The organism is Pseudomonas sp. TH31, assembly GCF_016650815.1.
Lineage (GTDB): Bacteria > Pseudomonadota > Gammaproteobacteria > Pseudomonadales > Pseudomonadaceae > Aquipseudomonas.
On sequence record NZ_JAEKEZ010000038.1, the window covers coordinates 146,956 to 164,876 of the forward strand.

The 17,921-nt window shown below is 60.2% G+C and carries 9 protein-coding genes and 9 pseudogenes; 4 read left to right on the forward strand and 14 right to left on the reverse strand.

The features are described 5' to 3' along the window. Positions 1–12: 12 nt before the first annotated feature. The 3 genes and pseudogenes from JFV26_RS31155 to JFV26_RS31165 all read left to right on the forward strand — a co-directional run bounded on the left by JFV26_RS31155 (position 13) and on the right by JFV26_RS31165 (position 3,443). A pseudogene (locus tag JFV26_RS31155) lies at positions 13–2,180 on the forward strand (molybdopterin cofactor-binding domain-containing protein). A 1-nt stretch (position 2,181) separates the two neighbouring features. Next, entirely contained in the window at positions 2,182–2,760 is a 579-nt protein-coding gene (locus tag JFV26_RS31160; protein WP_201197414.1) for a hypothetical protein, read from the forward strand. Between the two features lie 74 nt (positions 2,761–2,834). After that, positions 2,835–3,443: a GGDEF domain-containing protein gene (locus JFV26_RS31165; protein ID WP_201197415.1), complete on the forward strand. Its 609-nt coding sequence runs from the start codon at positions 2,835–2,837 to the stop codon at positions 3,441–3,443. Here JFV26_RS31165 and JFV26_RS31170 read toward each other — a convergent pair. Beyond that, positions 3,393–4,676 (reverse strand): amidase, encoded by a 1,284-nt coding sequence (locus tag JFV26_RS31170; protein ID WP_201197416.1) that lies wholly within the window; start codon positions 4,674–4,676, stop codon positions 3,393–3,395. The two genes, JFV26_RS31165 and JFV26_RS31170, sit on opposite strands and share 51 nt — an antisense overlap. After that, positions 4,673–5,098: a VOC family protein gene (locus JFV26_RS31175; RefSeq protein ID WP_201197417.1), complete on the reverse strand. Its 426-nt coding sequence runs from the start codon at positions 5,096–5,098 to the stop codon at positions 4,673–4,675. Before JFV26_RS31175 ends, JFV26_RS31170 begins: the two co-directional genes overlap by 4 nt. A 112-nt stretch (positions 5,099–5,210) precedes the next feature. Here JFV26_RS31175 and JFV26_RS31180 point away from each other — a divergent pair, with 112 nt between their 5' ends. Beyond that, complete coding sequence (locus JFV26_RS31180) at positions 5,211–6,065, forward strand: LysR family transcriptional regulator (protein WP_201197418.1); 855 nt, start codon at positions 5,211–5,213, stop codon at positions 6,063–6,065. A gap of 281 nt (positions 6,066–6,346) precedes the next feature. Here the strand turns inward: JFV26_RS31180 and JFV26_RS31190 are convergent. The 12 genes and pseudogenes from JFV26_RS31190 to gloB form a co-directional block, all read right to left on the reverse strand. After that, a pseudogene (locus JFV26_RS31190) lies at positions 6,347–6,430 on the reverse strand (enoyl-[acyl-carrier-protein] reductase FabI); the annotation flags it as partial. 127 nt (positions 6,431–6,557) lie between these two features. Next, a pseudogene (locus tag JFV26_RS31195) lies at positions 6,558–6,641 on the reverse strand (enoyl-[acyl-carrier-protein] reductase FabI); the annotation flags it as partial. A gap of 127 nt (positions 6,642–6,768) precedes the next feature. After that, a pseudogene (locus tag JFV26_RS31200) lies at positions 6,769–6,852 on the reverse strand (enoyl-[acyl-carrier-protein] reductase FabI); the annotation flags it as partial. A 127-nt stretch (positions 6,853–6,979) separates the two neighbouring features. Further along, a pseudogene (locus tag JFV26_RS31205) lies at positions 6,980–7,063 on the reverse strand (enoyl-[acyl-carrier-protein] reductase FabI); the annotation flags it as partial. Between the two features lie 127 nt (positions 7,064–7,190). After that, complete coding sequence (fabI, locus tag JFV26_RS31210; RefSeq protein WP_201197419.1) at positions 7,191–7,985, reverse strand: enoyl-ACP reductase FabI; 795 nt, start codon at positions 7,983–7,985, stop codon at positions 7,191–7,193. A gap of 20 nt (positions 7,986–8,005) precedes the next feature. Beyond that, a pseudogene (locus JFV26_RS31215) lies at positions 8,006–9,615 on the reverse strand (ABC transporter ATP-binding protein). A gap of 1 nt (position 9,616) precedes the next feature. Continuing rightward, positions 9,617–10,635 (reverse strand): annotated as a pseudogene (locus JFV26_RS31220) (ABC transporter permease). A gap of 1 nt (position 10,636) precedes the next feature. Continuing rightward, positions 10,637–11,710, reverse strand: a complete 1,074-nt coding sequence (locus JFV26_RS31225; RefSeq protein WP_201197420.1) for a microcin C ABC transporter permease YejB — start codon at positions 11,708–11,710, stop codon at positions 10,637–10,639. Between the two features lie 4 nt (positions 11,711–11,714). Beyond that, positions 11,715–13,555 (reverse strand): annotated as a pseudogene (locus tag JFV26_RS31230) (extracellular solute-binding protein). Further along, positions 13,552–15,383 (reverse strand): annotated as a pseudogene (locus tag JFV26_RS31235) (extracellular solute-binding protein). The pseudogenes JFV26_RS31230 and JFV26_RS31235 overlap by 4 nt, the downstream one beginning before the upstream one ends. A 212-nt stretch (positions 15,384–15,595) precedes the next feature. Further along, a complete protein-coding gene (locus tag JFV26_RS31240; protein ID WP_201197421.1) occupies positions 15,596–17,050 on the reverse strand; it encodes a transglycosylase SLT domain-containing protein in 1,455 nt (484 codons plus the stop codon). Between the two features lie 99 nt (positions 17,051–17,149). Further along, the gene (gene gloB / locus JFV26_RS31245) at positions 17,150–17,917 is read right to left on the reverse strand and encodes a hydroxyacylglutathione hydrolase (RefSeq protein ID WP_201197422.1); all 768 of its coding nucleotides are present in this window, start codon (positions 17,915–17,917) and stop codon (positions 17,150–17,152) included. Between the last annotated feature and the right edge of the window lie 4 nt (positions 17,918–17,921).

Here is a 17,921-nt window from a genome sequence, read left to right on the forward strand (position 1 = left end):
GGAATCAGTTCAATGAACAGCTTTAATCCTGTTTCACGCCGTAGTTTTCTCAAGGGCAGTGCGGTGCTTGGCGGTGGGCTGGTGGTGGCGTTTGTCATCCCCGGCGGCCATCGATTTGCTTTGGGTGCCGAGGACCAAGGCAATGTCTTCGCGCCAAATGCCTTCCTGCGAATCGCCAATGACAATAGTGTCACCATCCTGCTTGGCCATTCGGAAATGGGCCAGGGCATCTGGACCGGCCTGACCATGTTGATTGCCGAAGAGCTGGACGCCGACTGGTCGAAGATCCACGTCGAACATTCCCCGGCCTCGGCCAAGGATTATGGCCTGGCCGGATTTGGCGGCATGCAGATCACCGGTGGCTCAACGTCAACCTGGATGGAGTTCGACCGCTATCGCCAGGCGGGTGCCGCCGCGCGGTTGATGTTGATCGACGCCGCCGCCAAGCGTTTCAACGTTGCACCGTCCGAGATTCACACCGAACCGGGCGTGGTCATCGCCGGCGACAAACGCGCGACCTACGGCGAACTGGCCGATGACGCCGGCAAGCTGCCCGTGCCGGACCCGGCCTCGATCAAGTTCAAGGACGCCAAGGACTGGAAAATCATCGGCAAACCGACCAAACGGCTCGACACTCCGGAGAAAATCACCGGCCGGGCCAGGTTCGGCATGGACGTGCAATTTGAAGGGCTGATGACTGCGATGGTTGCGCGCCCGCCGGTGTTCGGCGGCAGCGTCAAATCCTTCGAAGGCGCCGAGGCGTTGGCAGTGCAGGGTGTGCACAAAGTGGTGCAGGTGCCCACGGGCGTGGCGGTGATTGCCGATCACTACTGGGCGGCGAAACTGGGCCGCGATGCGTTGAAAATCGACTGGGACCTGGGGCCGAACACCGGGCTCGACAGCGTGAAACTGCTGGAAAGCTTCCGCCAACTCGCCGCGACCCCCGGCATGCCGGCCAGTCAGGCCGGTGATACCACTGCGGCGCTGGGCAAAGCGGCGAAAACCATCGACGTCGAATACAGTGTGCCGTACCTGGCCCACGCGCCAATGGAACCGCTCAATTGCACGGTGAAAATCACCGCGGACAAATGTGAAATCTGGACCGGCACCCAGTTCCAGACCCTCGATCAAATGATCGCCGGCAAGATCACCGGGCTTAAACCCGAACAGGTGGAAATCCACACCGAATTCCTCGGCGGCGGTTTCGGCCGCCGGGCCAACCCGACCTCGGATTTTGTCAGCGAAGCGGTGCAAGTCGCGAAAGCCGCCGGTATGCCGGTGAAAACCGTCTGGTCCCGGAAGACGACATTCGTGGCGGCTATTACCGCTCGATGTTCCTGCATCAGGCGCGCATCGGCCTGGATGCGGCCGGCATGCCGCTGGCCTGGAAGCATGTCATGGTCGGGCAGTCGATCATGGACGGCACGGCGTTTGCGGCGACCATGGTCAAGGATGGCGTCGACAAAACCTCGGTTGAAGGCGTCGCCGACAGCCCGTACCTGGAAGGGCTGGCCAATCACCAGGTGGAACTGCATTCACCGAAAACCGGCATCAACGTGTTGTGGCTGCGTTCGGTCGGGCACAGCCACAATGCCTTCGTCATGGAGTCGTTGATCGACGAACTGGCCACGGCTGCTGGCAAAGACCCGGTGGAATACCGGCGAACCTTGCTCAAGGACCATCCTCGGCATCTGGGCGTACTGAACCTGGCCGTGGAGAAAGCCAACTGGAACGCACCGCTGCCGGACGGTCACGCCTTGGGTGTGGCGGTGCACGAATCATTCGGTAGCTTCGTCGCGCATGTCGCCGAAGTGTCCCAGGACAACCTGAAGATCCGCGTGCACCGGGTGGTGTGCGCGGTGGACTGCGGCATCGCGGTCAACCCCGAAAGCATCGCTGCGCAAATGGAATCCTGCGTCACCTTCGGCCTGGGGTTTGCGCTGCACAGCAAGGTGACGTTCAAGGACGGTCAGGTGGTGCAGTCCAATTACCACGATTATCAGGTGCTGCGGCTCAACGAAATGCCGGTGGTGGAGGTGCACATCGTGCCCAGTACCGACAAGCCCGGCGGTATCGGCGAGGCCGGTGTGCCGCCCATGGCGCCAGCGGTGGCCAATGCAGTATTCGCCCTGACGGGACAACGTCTGCGGGAACTGCCGTTGCAACTGTCGGGGGTATGAGATGAAACGACATTTGATTCTCGCAACGGTAGTGCTGATTGGCCTGGGTGGCTATGCCTCGGACCTGTTCGCCGACGATCAGGCCGCGTTGAAAGCCTTCGGCACTGTGCAGAAGGTGTTCCAGAGCCCGCGCTGCCAGAACTGCCACATCCCCGGCGACTCACCGTTGCAGTTCGACGCCGGCATCCCGCACGCGATGAACGTAGTGCGCGGCATGGACGGCAAGGGTGCCGCTGGTTTGCCGTGCGCCACCTGCCATGCCGAAAGCAACCCGCCGGCCAGTTACGGCCCCCACGCACCGCCGGGCGCGCCGCACTGGAGCCTGCCCTCCGCGGCGCACAAAATGGCCTGGATCGGCTTGCCGCCAGACAAACTCTGCGCGTTGATCAAGGATCGCTCCAGTAATGGCGACCGTGATTTTGCCGCGCTGATCAAGCACGTCAGCGACGACAAGCTGGTGCTCTGGGGCTGGAATCCGGGTGGCAATCGGGCGCCGGTGCCGGTGCCTCACGACATTTTCGTGACCCAGTTCAAACTCTGGGCGGATGCCGGAGGACCGTGCCCGGTGGCGGGTATCTGACCAGCGGCGGATTTATCAGGAGTCAAACCGGGTCTGTGCGCCTCTAACGTATAGACCCATCAAAGGAGTGAGACATGTTGGTTCCAGGCAAACCGGTCAAGCCCGGTGCTTGTGCAGACCCCCTGCGCGGGCCGGATGCTTCATTGCAAGAGCGCGAACTGCTGCGCGAATTGGCGCGCCAGGCCGAGCAAGAACTGACGGCGGTGCAGGTGGCGAGCATGGACGAATTGACCCTGCTGCCTAATCGTCATGGCTTCGAAGCCCTGGCTCAACGGGGGCTGGACGCTTGCTTGCGGTTGGGCAAGCCGGCGACCTTGCTGTTTTTCGACCTCGACAACTTCAAACACATCAACGAACTGTATGGCCGCGCCGAAGGCGACGATGCCCTGAAAACCTTCGCCGATGTGCTGCGGATCGCCTTTCGCGAGAGTGATGTGATTGGCCGCATGGGCAGCGACGAGTTTGCCGCGCTGCTGACCGGTGCCAATGGCGTGGAGGTCGAGGCCATCCGGGCACGGCTCGAAGAGATGCTCGACGAGCGCAACGCCACGGTGCATCGCGGTTATGCCATTCGCTTCAGTGTCGTCCAGATCGAGTGTCATCCGTCGCCTCACCAGACGGCCGAGGGGTTGTTAGCGGCCTTCAGTGCGCAGGTCGGCCGCCACCCGTTCCGCTGTTCGTAACAACAAACCGTCGTTTCTGAACCGGCCGATCATCTGCAATCCGATTGGCAGTAATCCTTTGGCACGAGCCAGTGGGATGTTCACTTGTGGCCAGCCGAACGCGCCCCAGAACTTGATAAAGTCCGACGGGCCGGTACTTTCGGTGCTTTCCAGGGCCCGCGGTGCAACGATCCCGCAGCAAGGACCGAGCATGGCGTCGAAGGGCTGGCATAGCTTGTTGAGACACTGCGCAAGGGCAGCCAGCCGGGCCTTGGCTGCGGATTCCTGTTCCCATGTCGTGGCTGCGGCTCGGTCGAACATCGCCAGTATCGAAGGGCTCAACAGCGCGCGGTGCTGCTGAAATTCCTTCGCCAGCGAACGGGCACCTTCGCAATCATTGATTATCAGGTGATCGTCGAACACCCCGGCAAACTCGTCCGGTAAGTGCACCTCGCTGACCTGATGGCCGGCGCTGCGCAATTGCTCGACAGCCCGTTCCAGGGCGTGGGCGACTTGGGGCTCGACATGATCCCAGCGTGCTGTGCGGCAGAACCCCAAGTGCAGCGCACGTTGTGGTGTTTCAGGGATGGCAAAGCCAGGAATCAGTACCCGCGCCATCAGGCTCAGATCCCGCACCGAGCGACCGTACCAGCCCACCGTGTCGAAGCTCGGCGCCAGCGGTTTTACACCTTCCAGCGACACCAGTCCGAACGACGGCTTGAAGGCGAACAGCCCGCAGTAGGATGCCGGTTTGAGCAGCGAGCCGGCCGTCTGGGTGCCCAACGCCACCGCAAAGAAATCCGCCGCCATTCCGGCCGCCGAACCGGCGCTTGAGCTGCCTGGCGTTCGGGACAAGTCGTGGGGATTACGGGTGGGGCCGGTTTGCATGTAAGCGAATTCGGTGGTGTGAGTTTTGCCCATGATCAGTGCGCCAGCCTGGCGGAGCAGGGTCACCACATGGGCATCCTGAGACGGTTGATGACCGGCATAGATCGGCGAAAAGAATTGCGTGGGGTGGTCAGCGCTGTCGAAGATGTCCTTGACCCCCACGGGTACGCCGGCCAGCAAACCACGGCCCGTGTGTAAAGCGGCTTGAAGACGGACCTGCGAGGGTTTGAGCGAAACGAATGCCTGGATACCTGGTTCCAGTACTTGAATGCGCTCAAGAACGGTGTCGGCAATGGCCGCGACTGTCGTCTCGCCATTGAGCACCGCCTCGCTGAGGGCGGTGGCATCTTGCGCGGGGCCGATCATTTGGCGAACAACTGGCTGATGTCCTTGAACGCCTTGAACTCCAGGGCATTGCCGCAAGGGTCGAAGAGAAACATCGTCGCTTGCTCGCCTACCAGCCCTTGAAAGCGAATGCCGGGTTCGATCACGAACTGGGTGCCAAGGGATTGCAGCCGTTCGGCCAGGGCTTCCCATTGCGCCATGCCCAACACCACGCCGAAATGCGGCACCGGCACGTTGTGGCCATCCACGGCATTGGTGTGCGCGGCTTCTTGAGAGGCGTTTTTCGGTGCCAGGTGGATGACAAGCTGATGCCCGAAAAAGTTGAAATCCACCCAGTGATCGCTCGAGCGGCCTTCTTCCAGGCCGAACACGTCGCCATAGAAGCTACGCGCGGCGGCCAGGTCGTACACCGGAATGGCCAGGTGAAAAGGGGAGAGCTGCATCGGGTAATCCTCAACGGTCAAAAGTTGAAGCTGAGTTTAGTCCTGTGCTTTTTGATTAAAAGACGATAATTTTCGCGTCGAGCTCAAATTATTTCGATCAATGGTGACGGCTATGTTGCGCGAACTGAAAACCTTTATCGCCGTGACCCGCTACGGCACGTTCGCGGCGGCCGGCATGCACATCGGCCTGACGCAATCGGCGGTCAGCGCGCAGATCCGTAATCTGGAACAGGCCTTGGGCATTCGCTTGTTCGATCGCACCGGACGCCAGGCGCTGCTCAATGCGGCGGGGCAGCGGGCGTTGCCGATGGCCCGTGAGATGCTGGAAACCTTCGCCCGCATGGCGGTCAGTGATGATGTCAGTGAATATCGCGGCGAACTGAAGATTGGCGCGGTGGCCACCGTGCAGACCGGGTTGCTGCCTCAGGCGCTATTGCGTTTGAGGCAGCAGGCGCCGCTGCTGGAGCCGAAACTGGTGCCAGGCGTGTCGCTCAACCTGCTGAGCCAGGTCGATACCGGTGAAGTGGACTTGGCGATCCTGATCAAGCCGCCGTTCGAGTTGCCCAAAGAACTGTCAGCGCAGGTCATTCGCAAAGAACCGTTTGTGCTGATCGTGCCGGAAGACCTTGAAGGGGATGATCCCTTGCAGCTACTCGCCGAGCATCCGCACGTGCGCTACGACCGTAATTCGTTCGGCGGGCGGTTGGTGACGCGGTTTCTGCGCGAGCAACAGATTGATGTGCAGGTCGGGCTGGAGCTGGATGAGCTGGAAGCGATCGTGAAAATGGTTGAGTGCGGGTTGGGGGTTTCGCTACTGCCGGAAGCGGGGTTGTGGGTTGAGCATGGGGCGAAGGTGCGGGTGATTGCGTTGGGTGAATTGACGTTCCATCGCGAGATTGTGTTGTTGCAGCGTTATAGCCAGCGGACACAACCGATTCAGCAGCTGTTTGCCCGATGTTTGTCTTGACGATCTTTTGATCTTGAGCCCAATAAAAAAACCGCCAGACTTGGCGGGTTTTTTATTGGCTAACCGAAGATCACTCTTCGAGGTTGCCCATGGCGGTCGTGTTGAAACCACCGTCTACGTACATGATTTCGCCGCTGATGCCGGACGCCAGGTCCCTTCGGCAGCTCCTACAGGGTGTACGCCGAGCCGGTGTAGGAGCTGCCGAAGGCTGCGATCTTTTGATCTTGAGCCCAATAAAAAACCCGCCAGACTTGGCGGGTTTTTTATTGGCTAACCGAAGATCACTCTTCGAGGTTGCCCATGGCGGTCGTGTTGAAACCACCGTCTATGTACATGATTTCGCCGCTGATGCCGGACGCCAGGTCCCTTCGGCAGCTCCTACAGGGTGTACGCCGAGCCGGTGTAGGAGCTGCCGAAGGCTGCGATCTTTTGATCTTGAGCCCAATAAAAAACCCGCCAGACTTGGCGGGTTTTTTATTGGCTAACCGAAGATCACTCTTCGAGGTTACCCATGGCGGTCGTGTTGAAACCACCGTCTACGTACATGATTTCGCCGCTGATGCCGGACGCCAGGTCCCTTCGGCAGCTCCTACAGGGTGTACGCCGAGCCGGTGTAGGAGCTGCCGAAGGCTGCGATCTTTTGATCTTGAGCCCAATAAAAAACCCGCCAGACTTGGCGGGTTTTTTATTGGCTAACCGAAGATCACTCTTCGAGGTTACCCATGGCGGTCGTGTTGAAACCACCGTCTATGTACATGATTTCGCCGCTGATGCCGGACGCCAGGTCCCTTCGGCAGCTCCTACAGGGTGTACGCCGAGCCGGTGTAGGAGCTGCCGAAGGCTGCGATCTTTTGATCTTGAGCCCAATAAAAAACCCGCCAGACTTGGCGGGTTTTTTATTGGCTAACCGAAGATCACTCTTCGAGGTTGCCCATGGCGGTCGTGTTGAAACCACCGTCTACGTACATGATTTCGCCGCTGATGCCGGACGCCAGGTCCCTTCGGCAGCTCCTACAGGGTGTACGCCGAGCTGGTGTAGGAGCTGCCGAAGGCTGCGATCTTTTGACCTTGAGCCCAATAAAAAACCCGCCAGACTTGGCGGGTTTTTTATTGGCTAACCGAAGATCACTCTTCGAGGTTACCCATGGCGGTCGTGTTGAAACCACCGTCTACGTACATGATTTCGCCGCTGATGCCGGACGCCAGGTCCGAGCACAGGAAGGCGCCGGCGTTGCCGACTTCGTCGATGGTGACGTTGCGACGCAGCGGGGTTTGCGCTTCGTTGGCGGCCAGCATCTTACGGAAGTTCTTGATGCCGGAAGCCGCGAGGGTACGGATCGGGCCAGCCGATACAGCGTTGACGCGAGTGCCTTCCGGGCCCAGGGAGCCGGCCAGGTAACGAACGCCGGCTTCCAGGGAGGCCTTGGCCATGCCCATTACGTTGTAGTTCGGCATGGTGCGCTCGGCGCCCAGGTACGACAGGGTCAGCAGGCTGCCGTTGCGGCCTTTCATCATTTCGCGGCCAGCCTTGGCCAGCGCCACGAAGCTGTAGGCGCTGATGTCGTGAGCGATGCGGAAACCTTCACGGGTGGTGGCTTCGGTGAAGTCGCCGTCCAGTTGGTCGCCCGGGGCGAAGCCGACGGAGTGAACGATCACGTCCAGGCCATCCCACTTCTTGCTCAGCGCTTCGAAGACCTTGGCGATTTCTTCATCGCTGGCCACGTCGCACGGGAAGCACAGCTCAGGGCTCGAGCCCCAGCCTTGTGCGAATTCTTCGACACGACCCTTGAGTTTGTCGTTCTGATAAGTGAAGGCAAGCTCAGCGCCCTCGCGATGCATGGCGGCAGCGATGCCGGATGCGATGGACAGCTTGCTGGCGACACCGACGATCAGTACGCGCTTACCGGCGAGAAAACCCATGTGTTGCTCCTCTTTTCAGGTTATTGCGCAGTGGCTGGTGCCAGGAAAGCGGCTTCCAGCAACTGCTGTGTATACGGATGTTGGGGGCGGCAAAGATACTTTGCGCGTCCCCCTGTTCGACCACTTGGCCATGCTTGACCACCATCAACTGGTGGCTTAGCGCCTTGACGACAGCCAGGTCATGGCTGATAAACAGATACGTCAGGTTGTACTTGGTTTGCAGTGAACGCAAAAGCTCCACCACTTGGCGCTGGACTGTCCGGTCGAGGGCCGAAGTCGGCTCGTCCAACAGTATCAACGCCGGTTTTAGCACTAATGCCCGGGCAATGGCGATTCTCTGCCGTTGCCCGCCGGAAAATTCATGGGGGTAGCGGTTCCGGGTTTCCGGGTCCAGGCCTACCTCCTTCAATGCCGCAATAATCGCTTGTTCCTGCTGCGCCTCGGTGCCCATCTTGTGAATCCGCAGGCCTTCGCCGACGATCTGGCTTACGCACATCCGCGGGCTCAGGCTGCCGAACGGGTCCTGGAACACCACCTGCATCTCCCGGCGCAACGGCCGAACCTCGTTCTGCGTCAGGCAGTCTAGCTGCTTGCCTTCAAAACGGATGCCGCCCTTGCTGCCAATCAAGCGCAAAATCGCCAAACCCAGGGTCGATTTGCCGGAACCGCTTTCTCCCACAATCCCCAGGGTCTGGCCCTGGGGCAGGCTGAAATTGATCCCGTCGACCGCTTTGACGTAATCCACCGTGGTTTTCAAAAAGCCTTTCTTGATCGGGAACCAGACTTTCAGGTCCTCGACTTGCAGCAGCGGCGGGCCGATTACATTGGTCGCCGGTGTCCCGCTGGGCTCCGCGGCCAGCAGTTCCCGAGTGTACGGATGCTGCGGCGCGCGGAACAACTCTTCGCACGATGCCTGTTCGACGATGCAACCGCGCTGCATGACACATACGCGATGCGCAATTCTTCGCACCAGGTTCAAATCGTGACTGATCAGTAACAACGCCATGCCCAGACGGGCCTGTAATTCCTTGAGTAATTCGAGAATTTTCAGCTGGACGGTCACGTCCAAAGCGGTGGTGGGTTCATCGGCAATCAGCAATTCCGGCTCGTTGGCCAGGGCCATGGCGATCATCACCCGCTGGCGCTGGCCGCCCGATAATTCGTGGGGCAGGGCCTTGAGGCGCTTGTGCGGCTCGGGGATGCCGACCATTTCCAGCAGCTCCAAAGTACGCTTGGTCGCTACTTTTCCGGTCAAACCCTTGTGGATGCCCAACACCTCGTTGATCTGCTTCTCGATCGAGTGCAGCGGATTGAGCGAGGTCATCGGCTCCTGAAAGATCATCGCGATCCGGTTGCCACGGATATGACGGATGGTTTTCTCTTTCAGGCTCAGAAGGTCTTGCCCGGAATACTCGATGGTGCCGGATGGGTGCCGGGCCAGCGGGTAGGGCAGCAGGCGCAGGATCGAGTGCGCGGTCACCGATTTGCCGGAGCCACTTTCTCCGACCAAGGCCAGGGTTTCGCCACGCTTGATATCGAAGCTCACGCCTTCGACCACCCGCTGCACGCGCTCGCCAACGACGAATTCGACGGCGAGGTCGCGCACTTCGATCAGATTGTCCTGATTCATTTCACTTCCTCGGGTCGAAGGCATCGCGAGCGGACTCGCCGATAAACACCAGCAAACTCAACATCAACGCCAGCACCGCAAACGCGCTCATGCCGAGCCACGGCGCTTGCAGGTTGGATTTGCCCTGGGCCACCAGTTCGCCGAGCGACGGGCTGCCGGCCGGCAAACCGAAACCGAGGAAATCCAGAGCCGTCAGCGTGCCGATGGCGCCGGTCAGGATGAACGGCATGAAGGTCATGGTCGAGACCATGGCGTTGGGCAGGATGTGGCGGAACATGATCGCGCCATTCTGCATCCCCAGCGCCCGGCTGCGCGCACATATTCGAGGTTACGGCCACGGAGGAACTCGGCACGGACCACGTCCACCAGGCTCATCCACGAGAACAACAACATGATCCCCAGCAACCACCAGAAGTTCGGCTGGACGAAACTGGCGAGGATGATCAACAGATAGAGCACCGGCAACCCGGACCAGATCTCCAGGAATCGCTGCCCGGCCAGATCGACCCAGCCGCCATAGAACCCCTGCAAGGCCCCGGCGATCACGCCGATGATCGAACTGAGAATGGTCAACGTCAGGGCAAACAACACCGAAATCCGGAAGCCGTAGATTACCCGGGCCAGCACATCGCGGCCCTGATCGTCAGTGCCCAGCAGGTTATCTGCCGAGGGCGGTGCCGGGGCGGGTACTTTCAGGTCGTAGTTGATGCTCTGATAGCTGTAGGGGATTGGCGCCCAGAGAATCCAGGCGTCCTTGGCCTTGAGCAGTTCGCGGATGTACGGGCTCTTGTAGTTGGCTTCCAGCGGGAATTCGCCGCCGAAGGTGGTTTCCGGGTAGCGCTTGAGTGCCGGGAAGTACCAGCTGTTGTCGTAATGCACCACCAGCGGTTTGTCGTTGGCAATCAGCTCGGCGCCAAGGCTGGCGCCGAACAGGATCAGAAACAGCCACAGCGACCACCAGCCACGCTTGTTGGCCTTGAACAATTCGAAACGACGGCGATTGAGGGGAGACAGGTTCATCTCAATGCTCCCGGTGTTCGAAGTCGATACGCGGATCGACCAGGGTGTAGGTGAGGTCACCGATCAGTTTCACCACCAGACCCAGCAAGGTGAAGATGAACAGCGTGCCGAACACCACCGGATAATCGCGGTTGATCGCCGCTTCAAAACTCATCAGGCCCAAGCCGTCGAGGGAGAAAATCACTTCCACCAGCAGCGAACCGGTAAAGAAAATGCCGATGAATGCGGACGGGAATCCGGCAATCACCAACAGCATGGCGTTGCGGAACACGTGGCCGTACAGTACCCGGTGATTGGTCAGGCCCTTGGCTTTGGCAGTGACCACGTACTGTTTGTTGATCTCATCGAGGAAGCTGTTTTTGGTCAGCAGGGTCATGGTCGCGAAGTTGCCGATCACCAACGCTGTCACCGGCAGGGCCAAGTGCCAGAAGTAGTCGAGGACTTTGCCACCCATGCTCAGTTCGGCGAAGTTGTTCGAGGTCAGGCCCCGTAGCGGGAACCAGTCGAAATAGCTGCCGCCGGCAAACACCACGATCAGCAGGATGGCGAACAGGAACGCCGGGATCGCGTAACCGACGATGATCAACGAACTGGTCCAGACGTCGAAGTGGCTGCCATGCCGCGTGGCCTTGGCGATCCCCAGCGGGATCGACACCAGGTACATGATCAGCGTGCTCCACAGCCCGAGGGAGATCGACACCGGCATCTTTTCCTTGATCAGGTCGATGACCTTGGCGTCGCGGAAGAAGCTGTCGCCGAAATCCAGGGTCGCGTAGTTCTTGATCATGATCCACAAACGTTCCGGCGCCGATTTGTCGAAGCCGTACATGTGCTCGATTTCCTTGACCAGCGCCGGGTCCAGGCCCTGGGCGCCGCGATAGGCCGAGCCTGCCACCGAGACTTCGGCACCGCCACCGGCGATGCGGCTGGTGGCGCCTTCAAAGCCTTCGAGCTTGGCGATCATCTGTTCCACCGGGCCGCCGGGGGCGGCCTGGATGATCACGAAGTTGATCAGCAAAATGCCGAATAAGGTCGGGATGATCAGCAGCAGTCGCCGAAAAATATACGCCAGCATCTGATTACTCCGTGCCCGCAGGGTCGGCTTGCAGTTTGGTTTCGACTTCTACAGCCGGTTTTGCGTCAGGCTTGACCCACCAGGTGGCGATGCCGACGTCGTACTTGGGTGAAACTTTCGGATGGCCGATATGGTTCCAGTAGGCCACGCGCCAGGTCTTGATGTGCCAGTTGGGGATCACGTAATAACCCCATTGCAACACGCGGTCCAGCGCCCGGGCGTGGGCCACCAGGCTTTTACGCGATTCGGCGTTGATCAGTTCCTCGACCAATTGGTCCACCACCGGGTCTTTCAGGCCCATGGAGTTGCGGCTGCCGGGTTTGTCGGCGGCGGCGGACATCCAGAACTCGCGCTGTTCGTTGCCTGGTGAACTGGACTGCGGGAAGCTGCCGACGATCATGTCGAAGTCCCGGAGCGCACGCGGTTGATGTACTGCGAGACGTCAACCCGGCGAATCACCAGGTCGATGCCGAGGTCACTGAGGTTGCGCTTGAACGGCAGCAGCACCCGTTCGAACTCGGTCTGGGCCAACAGGAACTCGATGCTCACCGGTTTGCCGGTGGCGTCGACCATTTTGTCATCGACAATCCGCCAGCCGGCCTCTTGCAGCAACTGATAAGCCTTGCGTTGCTGGGTGCGAATCATGCCGCTGGCGTCGGTCGTCGGGTTCTGGAACGCCTCGCTGAACACCTCGGCCGGGAGTTTGCTGCGCAACGGATCGAGGATTGCGAGTTGATCGGCGTCCGGCAGGCCGGTGGCGGCCATTTCCGAATTTTCGAAGAAACTGCGGGTGCGCGCATAGGCGCCATTGAACAGTTGCTTGTTGGTCCATTCAAAATCCAGCAGCAACGTCAGGGCCTGACGCACGCGGATGTCCTGGAACACCGGGCGACGCAGGTTGAACACGAAGCCTTGCATGCCGGTCGGGTTGCCGTTGGGAATCTGCTCCTTGATCAACCGGCCTTCGGTGACGGCCGGGATGTTGTAGGCATTGGCCCAGTTCTTCGCGGTCATCTCCAGCCAGTAATCGAACTGCCCGGCCTTGAGCGCTTCGAGGGCCACGGTGTTGTCGCGGTAATAGTCGGTGGTCATCACGTCGAAGTTGTAGAAGCCACGGTTTGCCGGCAGGTCCTTGCCCCAGTAATCCTTGACCCGTTCATAACGCACCGAACGCCCGGCCTTCACTTCGCTGACCTTGTAGGGGCCGCTGCCCAGCGGGATTTCCAGGTTGCCCTTGTTGAAGTCGCGGCTCGCCCACCAGTGTTTTGGCAGCACCGGCAACTGGCCGAGGATCAGCGGCAGCTCGCGGTTGTTGTTGTGCTTGAACTTGAACAGCACTGTCAGCGGGTCTTCGGCGACCACCTCGGAGACATCGCTGTAGTAGCCGCGATAGAGCGGGGCGCCGTCCTTGATCAGGGTCTCGAAACTGAACACCACGTCTTCGGCGCGCACCGGGTGACCGTCGTGGAACCGCGCTTGCGGGCGCAGGTAGAAACGCACCCAGCTGTTGTCCGGGGCTTTTTCGATCTTGCCGGCGATCAACCCGTATTCGGTGAACGGTTCATCCAGGCCTTGCTTGGCCAGCGTGTCGTAGATCATCCCGATATCGTCGGCCGGCACGCCTTTGCTGATGAACGGGTTGAGGCTGTCGAAGCCGCCGAAACCGGCCTGACGGAAGATCCCGCCCTTGGGCGCGTCCGGATTGACGTAATCGAAGTGTTTGAAATCGGCCGGGTACTTCGGTGGCTCGTTGTACAGGGTCAACGCATGTTGCGGAGCGGCGCAGGCCAGACCGGCGAACAACAGACCGCTGGCCTGCAGGAGCAGGGCGCGTACGGGTTTCATTGATCTTTCTCCGACGATTTCAACCACCACGCGCTGATGCCCAGGGTGTAGGGCGGCGTGGTGACGAAGGCGAACCGGTTGCGGTAGGCCAGGCGATGATAATTGAGGTACCAGTTGGGAATGCTGTAGTGCTGCCACAGCAGCACCCGGTCGAGGGCCTTGCCGGCGGCGACTTGTTCATCACGAGTCTGCGCGGCCAGCAGTTGCTCAAGCAAATGATCGACCACCGGGTTGGCGATGCCGGCGTAGTTTTTACTGCCCTTGACCCCGACCTGGCTGGAGTGGAAGTACTGCCATTGTTCCAGGCCCGGGCTGAGGGTCTGGTTGAGGGTCATCAGGATCATGTCGAAATCGAACTGATCCAGGCGCTGTTTATACTGGGCGCGATCCACCGTGCGCAGCCGGGCGTCGATGCCGATGCTGGCGAGGTTCTCGACGTAGGGCTGAAGGATGCGTTCCAGGTTCGGGTTGACCAGCAGAATCTCAAACCGCAGCGGCTGGCCTTTGGCGTTTTCGACCCGTTGGCCGTTGAGTTTCCAGCCGCCCTCGTTGAGCAGGCCCAGGGCTTTGCGCAAGGTTTCCCGGGGATGCCGCGGCCGTCGGTCTGCGGCAGGCTGAAGGGCTCGGTGAAGAGCTTGGCGGGCAACTGTTCGCGGTAGGGCTTGAGCATCAGCCATTCGTGACCGACCGGCAGGCCGGCGGCTTCGAATTCACTGTTGGGGTAGTAACTTGTAGCGCGCTTGTAGGCGCCGCTGAACAGCGTACGGTTGGTCCACTCGAAATCGAACATCAACCCCAGCGCTTCACGAACCTTGACCTCGGAAAAAGTCGGGCGCCGGGTGTTCATGAACAGGCCCTGGCTCTGGGTCGGGATCTGGTGCGGGATCTGCGCCTTGATCACGTCGCCACGGGTGACGGCCGGGAAGTTGTAACCGTTGTCCCAGTTCTTCGCCTGGTGCTCGATGTAGATGTCGAACTCGCCGGCCTTGAAGGCTTCGAAGGCGACGTCGCTGTCGCGGTAGAACTCGACTTCCATACGGTCGAAGTTGTACTTGCCGCGATTCACCGCCAGGTCCTTGCCCCAGTAGTCCTTCACCCGTTCGAAGATGATTTGCCGCCCCGGTTGCACCGAGGTGATGCGATACGGCCCGCTGCCCAGCGGCGGTTCGAAAGTGGTGGCCTTGAAGTCGCGATCCTTCCAGTAATGCTGGGGCAGCACCGGCAGCTCGCCCAGACGCAGGATCTGCAACGGATTGCCGGCGCGTTTGAAGACAAAGCGAATACGCTGCGGGTTGAGGATATCGACCCGCAGCACTTCCTGGAGGGCGGTGCGGTACTGTGGATGGCCTTCCTTGAGCAGCAACCGATAGGAAAACGCCACGTCGTACGCGGTGATCGGCGTGCCATCGTGGAACCGCGCTTCGGGGCGCAGGTTGAACACCACCCAGCTGCGGTCCTCGCTGTATTCCACCGATTGGGCGATCAGGCCATAGCTGGACGTCGGCTCGTCGCCGGACGGCGCGTACTGGCCGGTGCCGACCATCAGCGGCTCGTTGAGCTCGTTGATGCCGTATTGCAGGAAGTTCGGCGTTGAAACCGGGCTTGAGCCCTTGAAGGTGTAAGGGTTGAGCGTATCGAAGGTGCCAAACGCCATCACCCGCAACGTACCGCCCTTGGGCGCTTGCGGGTTGACCCAGTCGAAGTGGGTAAATCTGGCCGGGTACTTGAGCGTGCCGAACTGCGCATAACCATGGCTTTCGCTGATCGTCGCGCTTGCAGGGGAGCTCAAGGCCAGGCTGATCAGGAGCAGGAGGAGGGCGCGCTTCAAGTCAGAGATCCGATCCAGGCGGCTTGGGCTTTGTGGGCCGTACAGTAACAGCTTGTATCGACAGGAAAAAGACAGGGCTCTAAAGCGGTGTTTTGGGCACAAAAGATCGCAGCCTGCGGCAGCTCCTACATCGATCGCGTACACCCGAGCGGATGTACGCGTTACCTGTAGGAGCTGCCGAAGGCTGCGATCTTTTCGGCTTCACACGCCAATTAGCGTGGCGAAGACACCGTCAGCATCTGACCTGGCTTCAGCGCCTGGCCAACCCGCGGGTTCCAGCGCTTGAGGTGTTGCATTTCAACGTTGAAACGCTTGGCGACCATGTACAGCGAGTCGCCTTGCTTGACCTTGTATTGGGTCTGCTGCGCTTTGCTGGTGGCCTTGCCGTTCGCCTTGGAGTTGGCTGCCACGACGGTGTTGACGCGACCGGCGCTGCGTTTGGTGGTGTCGCGCATGACCAGGGTCTGGCCGACCTTGAGGTTCTTGCCGGTCATCTTGTTCCAGCGCTGCAGATCCTTGACATCAACCTTGTTGGCCTTGGCGATGGTGGCCAGGTTGTCGCCACGCTTGACGCGATAGGCCCGCTTGAGTTTGGCGATTTCGTTGTCATCAGCGCCTTCAAACACCGGTTTGAGTGGGCGCGAGCTGATCAACTCTTCGGGGCGCATGGTCGACAGGCTGGCGGTCAGCAGTTGCGCCTTGGACGTTGGCACCAGCAAATGCTGGGGGCCGTCAATGGTGGTGCGCTGCTTGAAGGCCGGGTTTAGCTGGAACAGTTCGTCTTCGTCGATGTTGGCCACCGCGGCAACTTTGGACAGGTCCATGCGCTGGTTGATTTCGACGACCTGGAAGTACGGTTCGTTGGCGATCGGGTTCAGGTTCACGCCGTAGGCTTCCGGCGACAGCACCACTTGCGACAGGGCCAGCAGCTTGGGCACATAGGCCTGGGTTTCCGCTGGCAGCGGCAAGTTCCAGTAGTCGGTCGGCAAGCCAAGCTTCTCGTTACGCTCGATAGCCCGGCTGACCGTGCCTTCGCCGGCGTTATAAGCCGCGAGGGCCAGCAGCCAGTCACCGTTGAACATGTCGTGCAAGCGGGTCAGGTAATCCATCGCCGCGGTGGTCGAAGCGGTAATGTCGCGACGGCCATCATAAAAGCGGGTTTGACGCAGGTTGTAGTAACGCCCGGTGGACGGGATGAATTGCCAAAGGCCCACCGCGTCGGCCCGGGAATAGGCCATCGGGTTGTAGGCGCTTTCAATCACTGGCAGCAGCGCCAGTTCCAGCGGCATGTTGCGTTCTTCAAGGCGTTCGATGATGTAGTGGATGTACAGGCTGCCGCGTTCGCCGGCGTTTTCGAGGAAGGACGGGTTACTGGCGAACCACAGTCGTTGTTGCTCGATACGCGGGTTGACGCCCAGGCCATCCTGCAACTGGAAGCCTTGGCGCATGCGCTCCCAGACGTCCTGGGGTACTTGTGGAGTAGGTTTTTCGCTGAGCCAGATAGGTTTCTGCTTGGCTCGCGCGGCGATATTCGGAGTGTGGGCCGCGTCGGTCTGCGGCACATGGCTTGAACAGCCCGCCAAAGTGGCGGACACAGCCACCGCTATGGCTTGAGCCAAGCGGGTCAATGCGTCTGAATTGATGGCTTTACGAATAGATGACGACATTGGCTGGAAGTAAGTTCCGGGCAAAAATGTCGGGCGATTCTAGAAAGCGTACCCGTCGCGGTCAACCATTCAGAATTTTTGTACCAATAGGTAGCCTGCTTAGAACTTATCTTTCCAAGCCCGCAAGGCAGCAAAAACCGCACTCGGGACCCGGTTATCGGTTCCATTCCGTTCGTCCACTTTTTCTTTAACGGATGTTTCTTTGACACGCAAAAATGGGTTGGTGAGCTTTTCCAGTGCAATAGTCGACGGCAGCGTCATGATCCCGGCTTCGCGCTGGGCAGTGACTTTGGCCAGCCGTTCGGCGGTGTCCGGATTACCCGGTTCGACGGCTGCGGCAAACTTGAGGTTGCTGAGGGTGTATTCGTGGGTGCAATAGACCAGCGTATCCTCAGGCAAGGACGCCAGGCGCGTCAGCGAGGTGTGCATCTGCTCCGGCGTGCCTTCGAACAACCGGCCGCAACCGGCGGCGAACAGGGTGTCGCCGCAGAACAGCAGGCCGTGTTGATAAAAGGCGATGTGCCCCAGGGTGTGGCCGGGGACGGCGAACACATCGAAGTCCCAGCCGAGCACGTTGATACGGTCGTTGTCCTTGAGCGCGACATCCCGTGCCGGGATGGTTTCGCTGGCGGGGCCGTAGACGGTTGCGTCAGTCGCTTTTTTCAGCTGCTCGACGCCGCCGACATGGTCATGATGGTGGTGAGTGATCAGAATATCGCTGAGCACCCAGCCCGGATGCGCCGCCAGCCAGGCCTGGACCGGTGCGGCGTCGCCCGGATCGACCACGGCGCAGCGTTGGGTGCGGTGGTCCTGTAACAACCAGATGTAGTTGTCGGTGAAGGCGGGCAGGGCACTGATCTGTATCATCGTC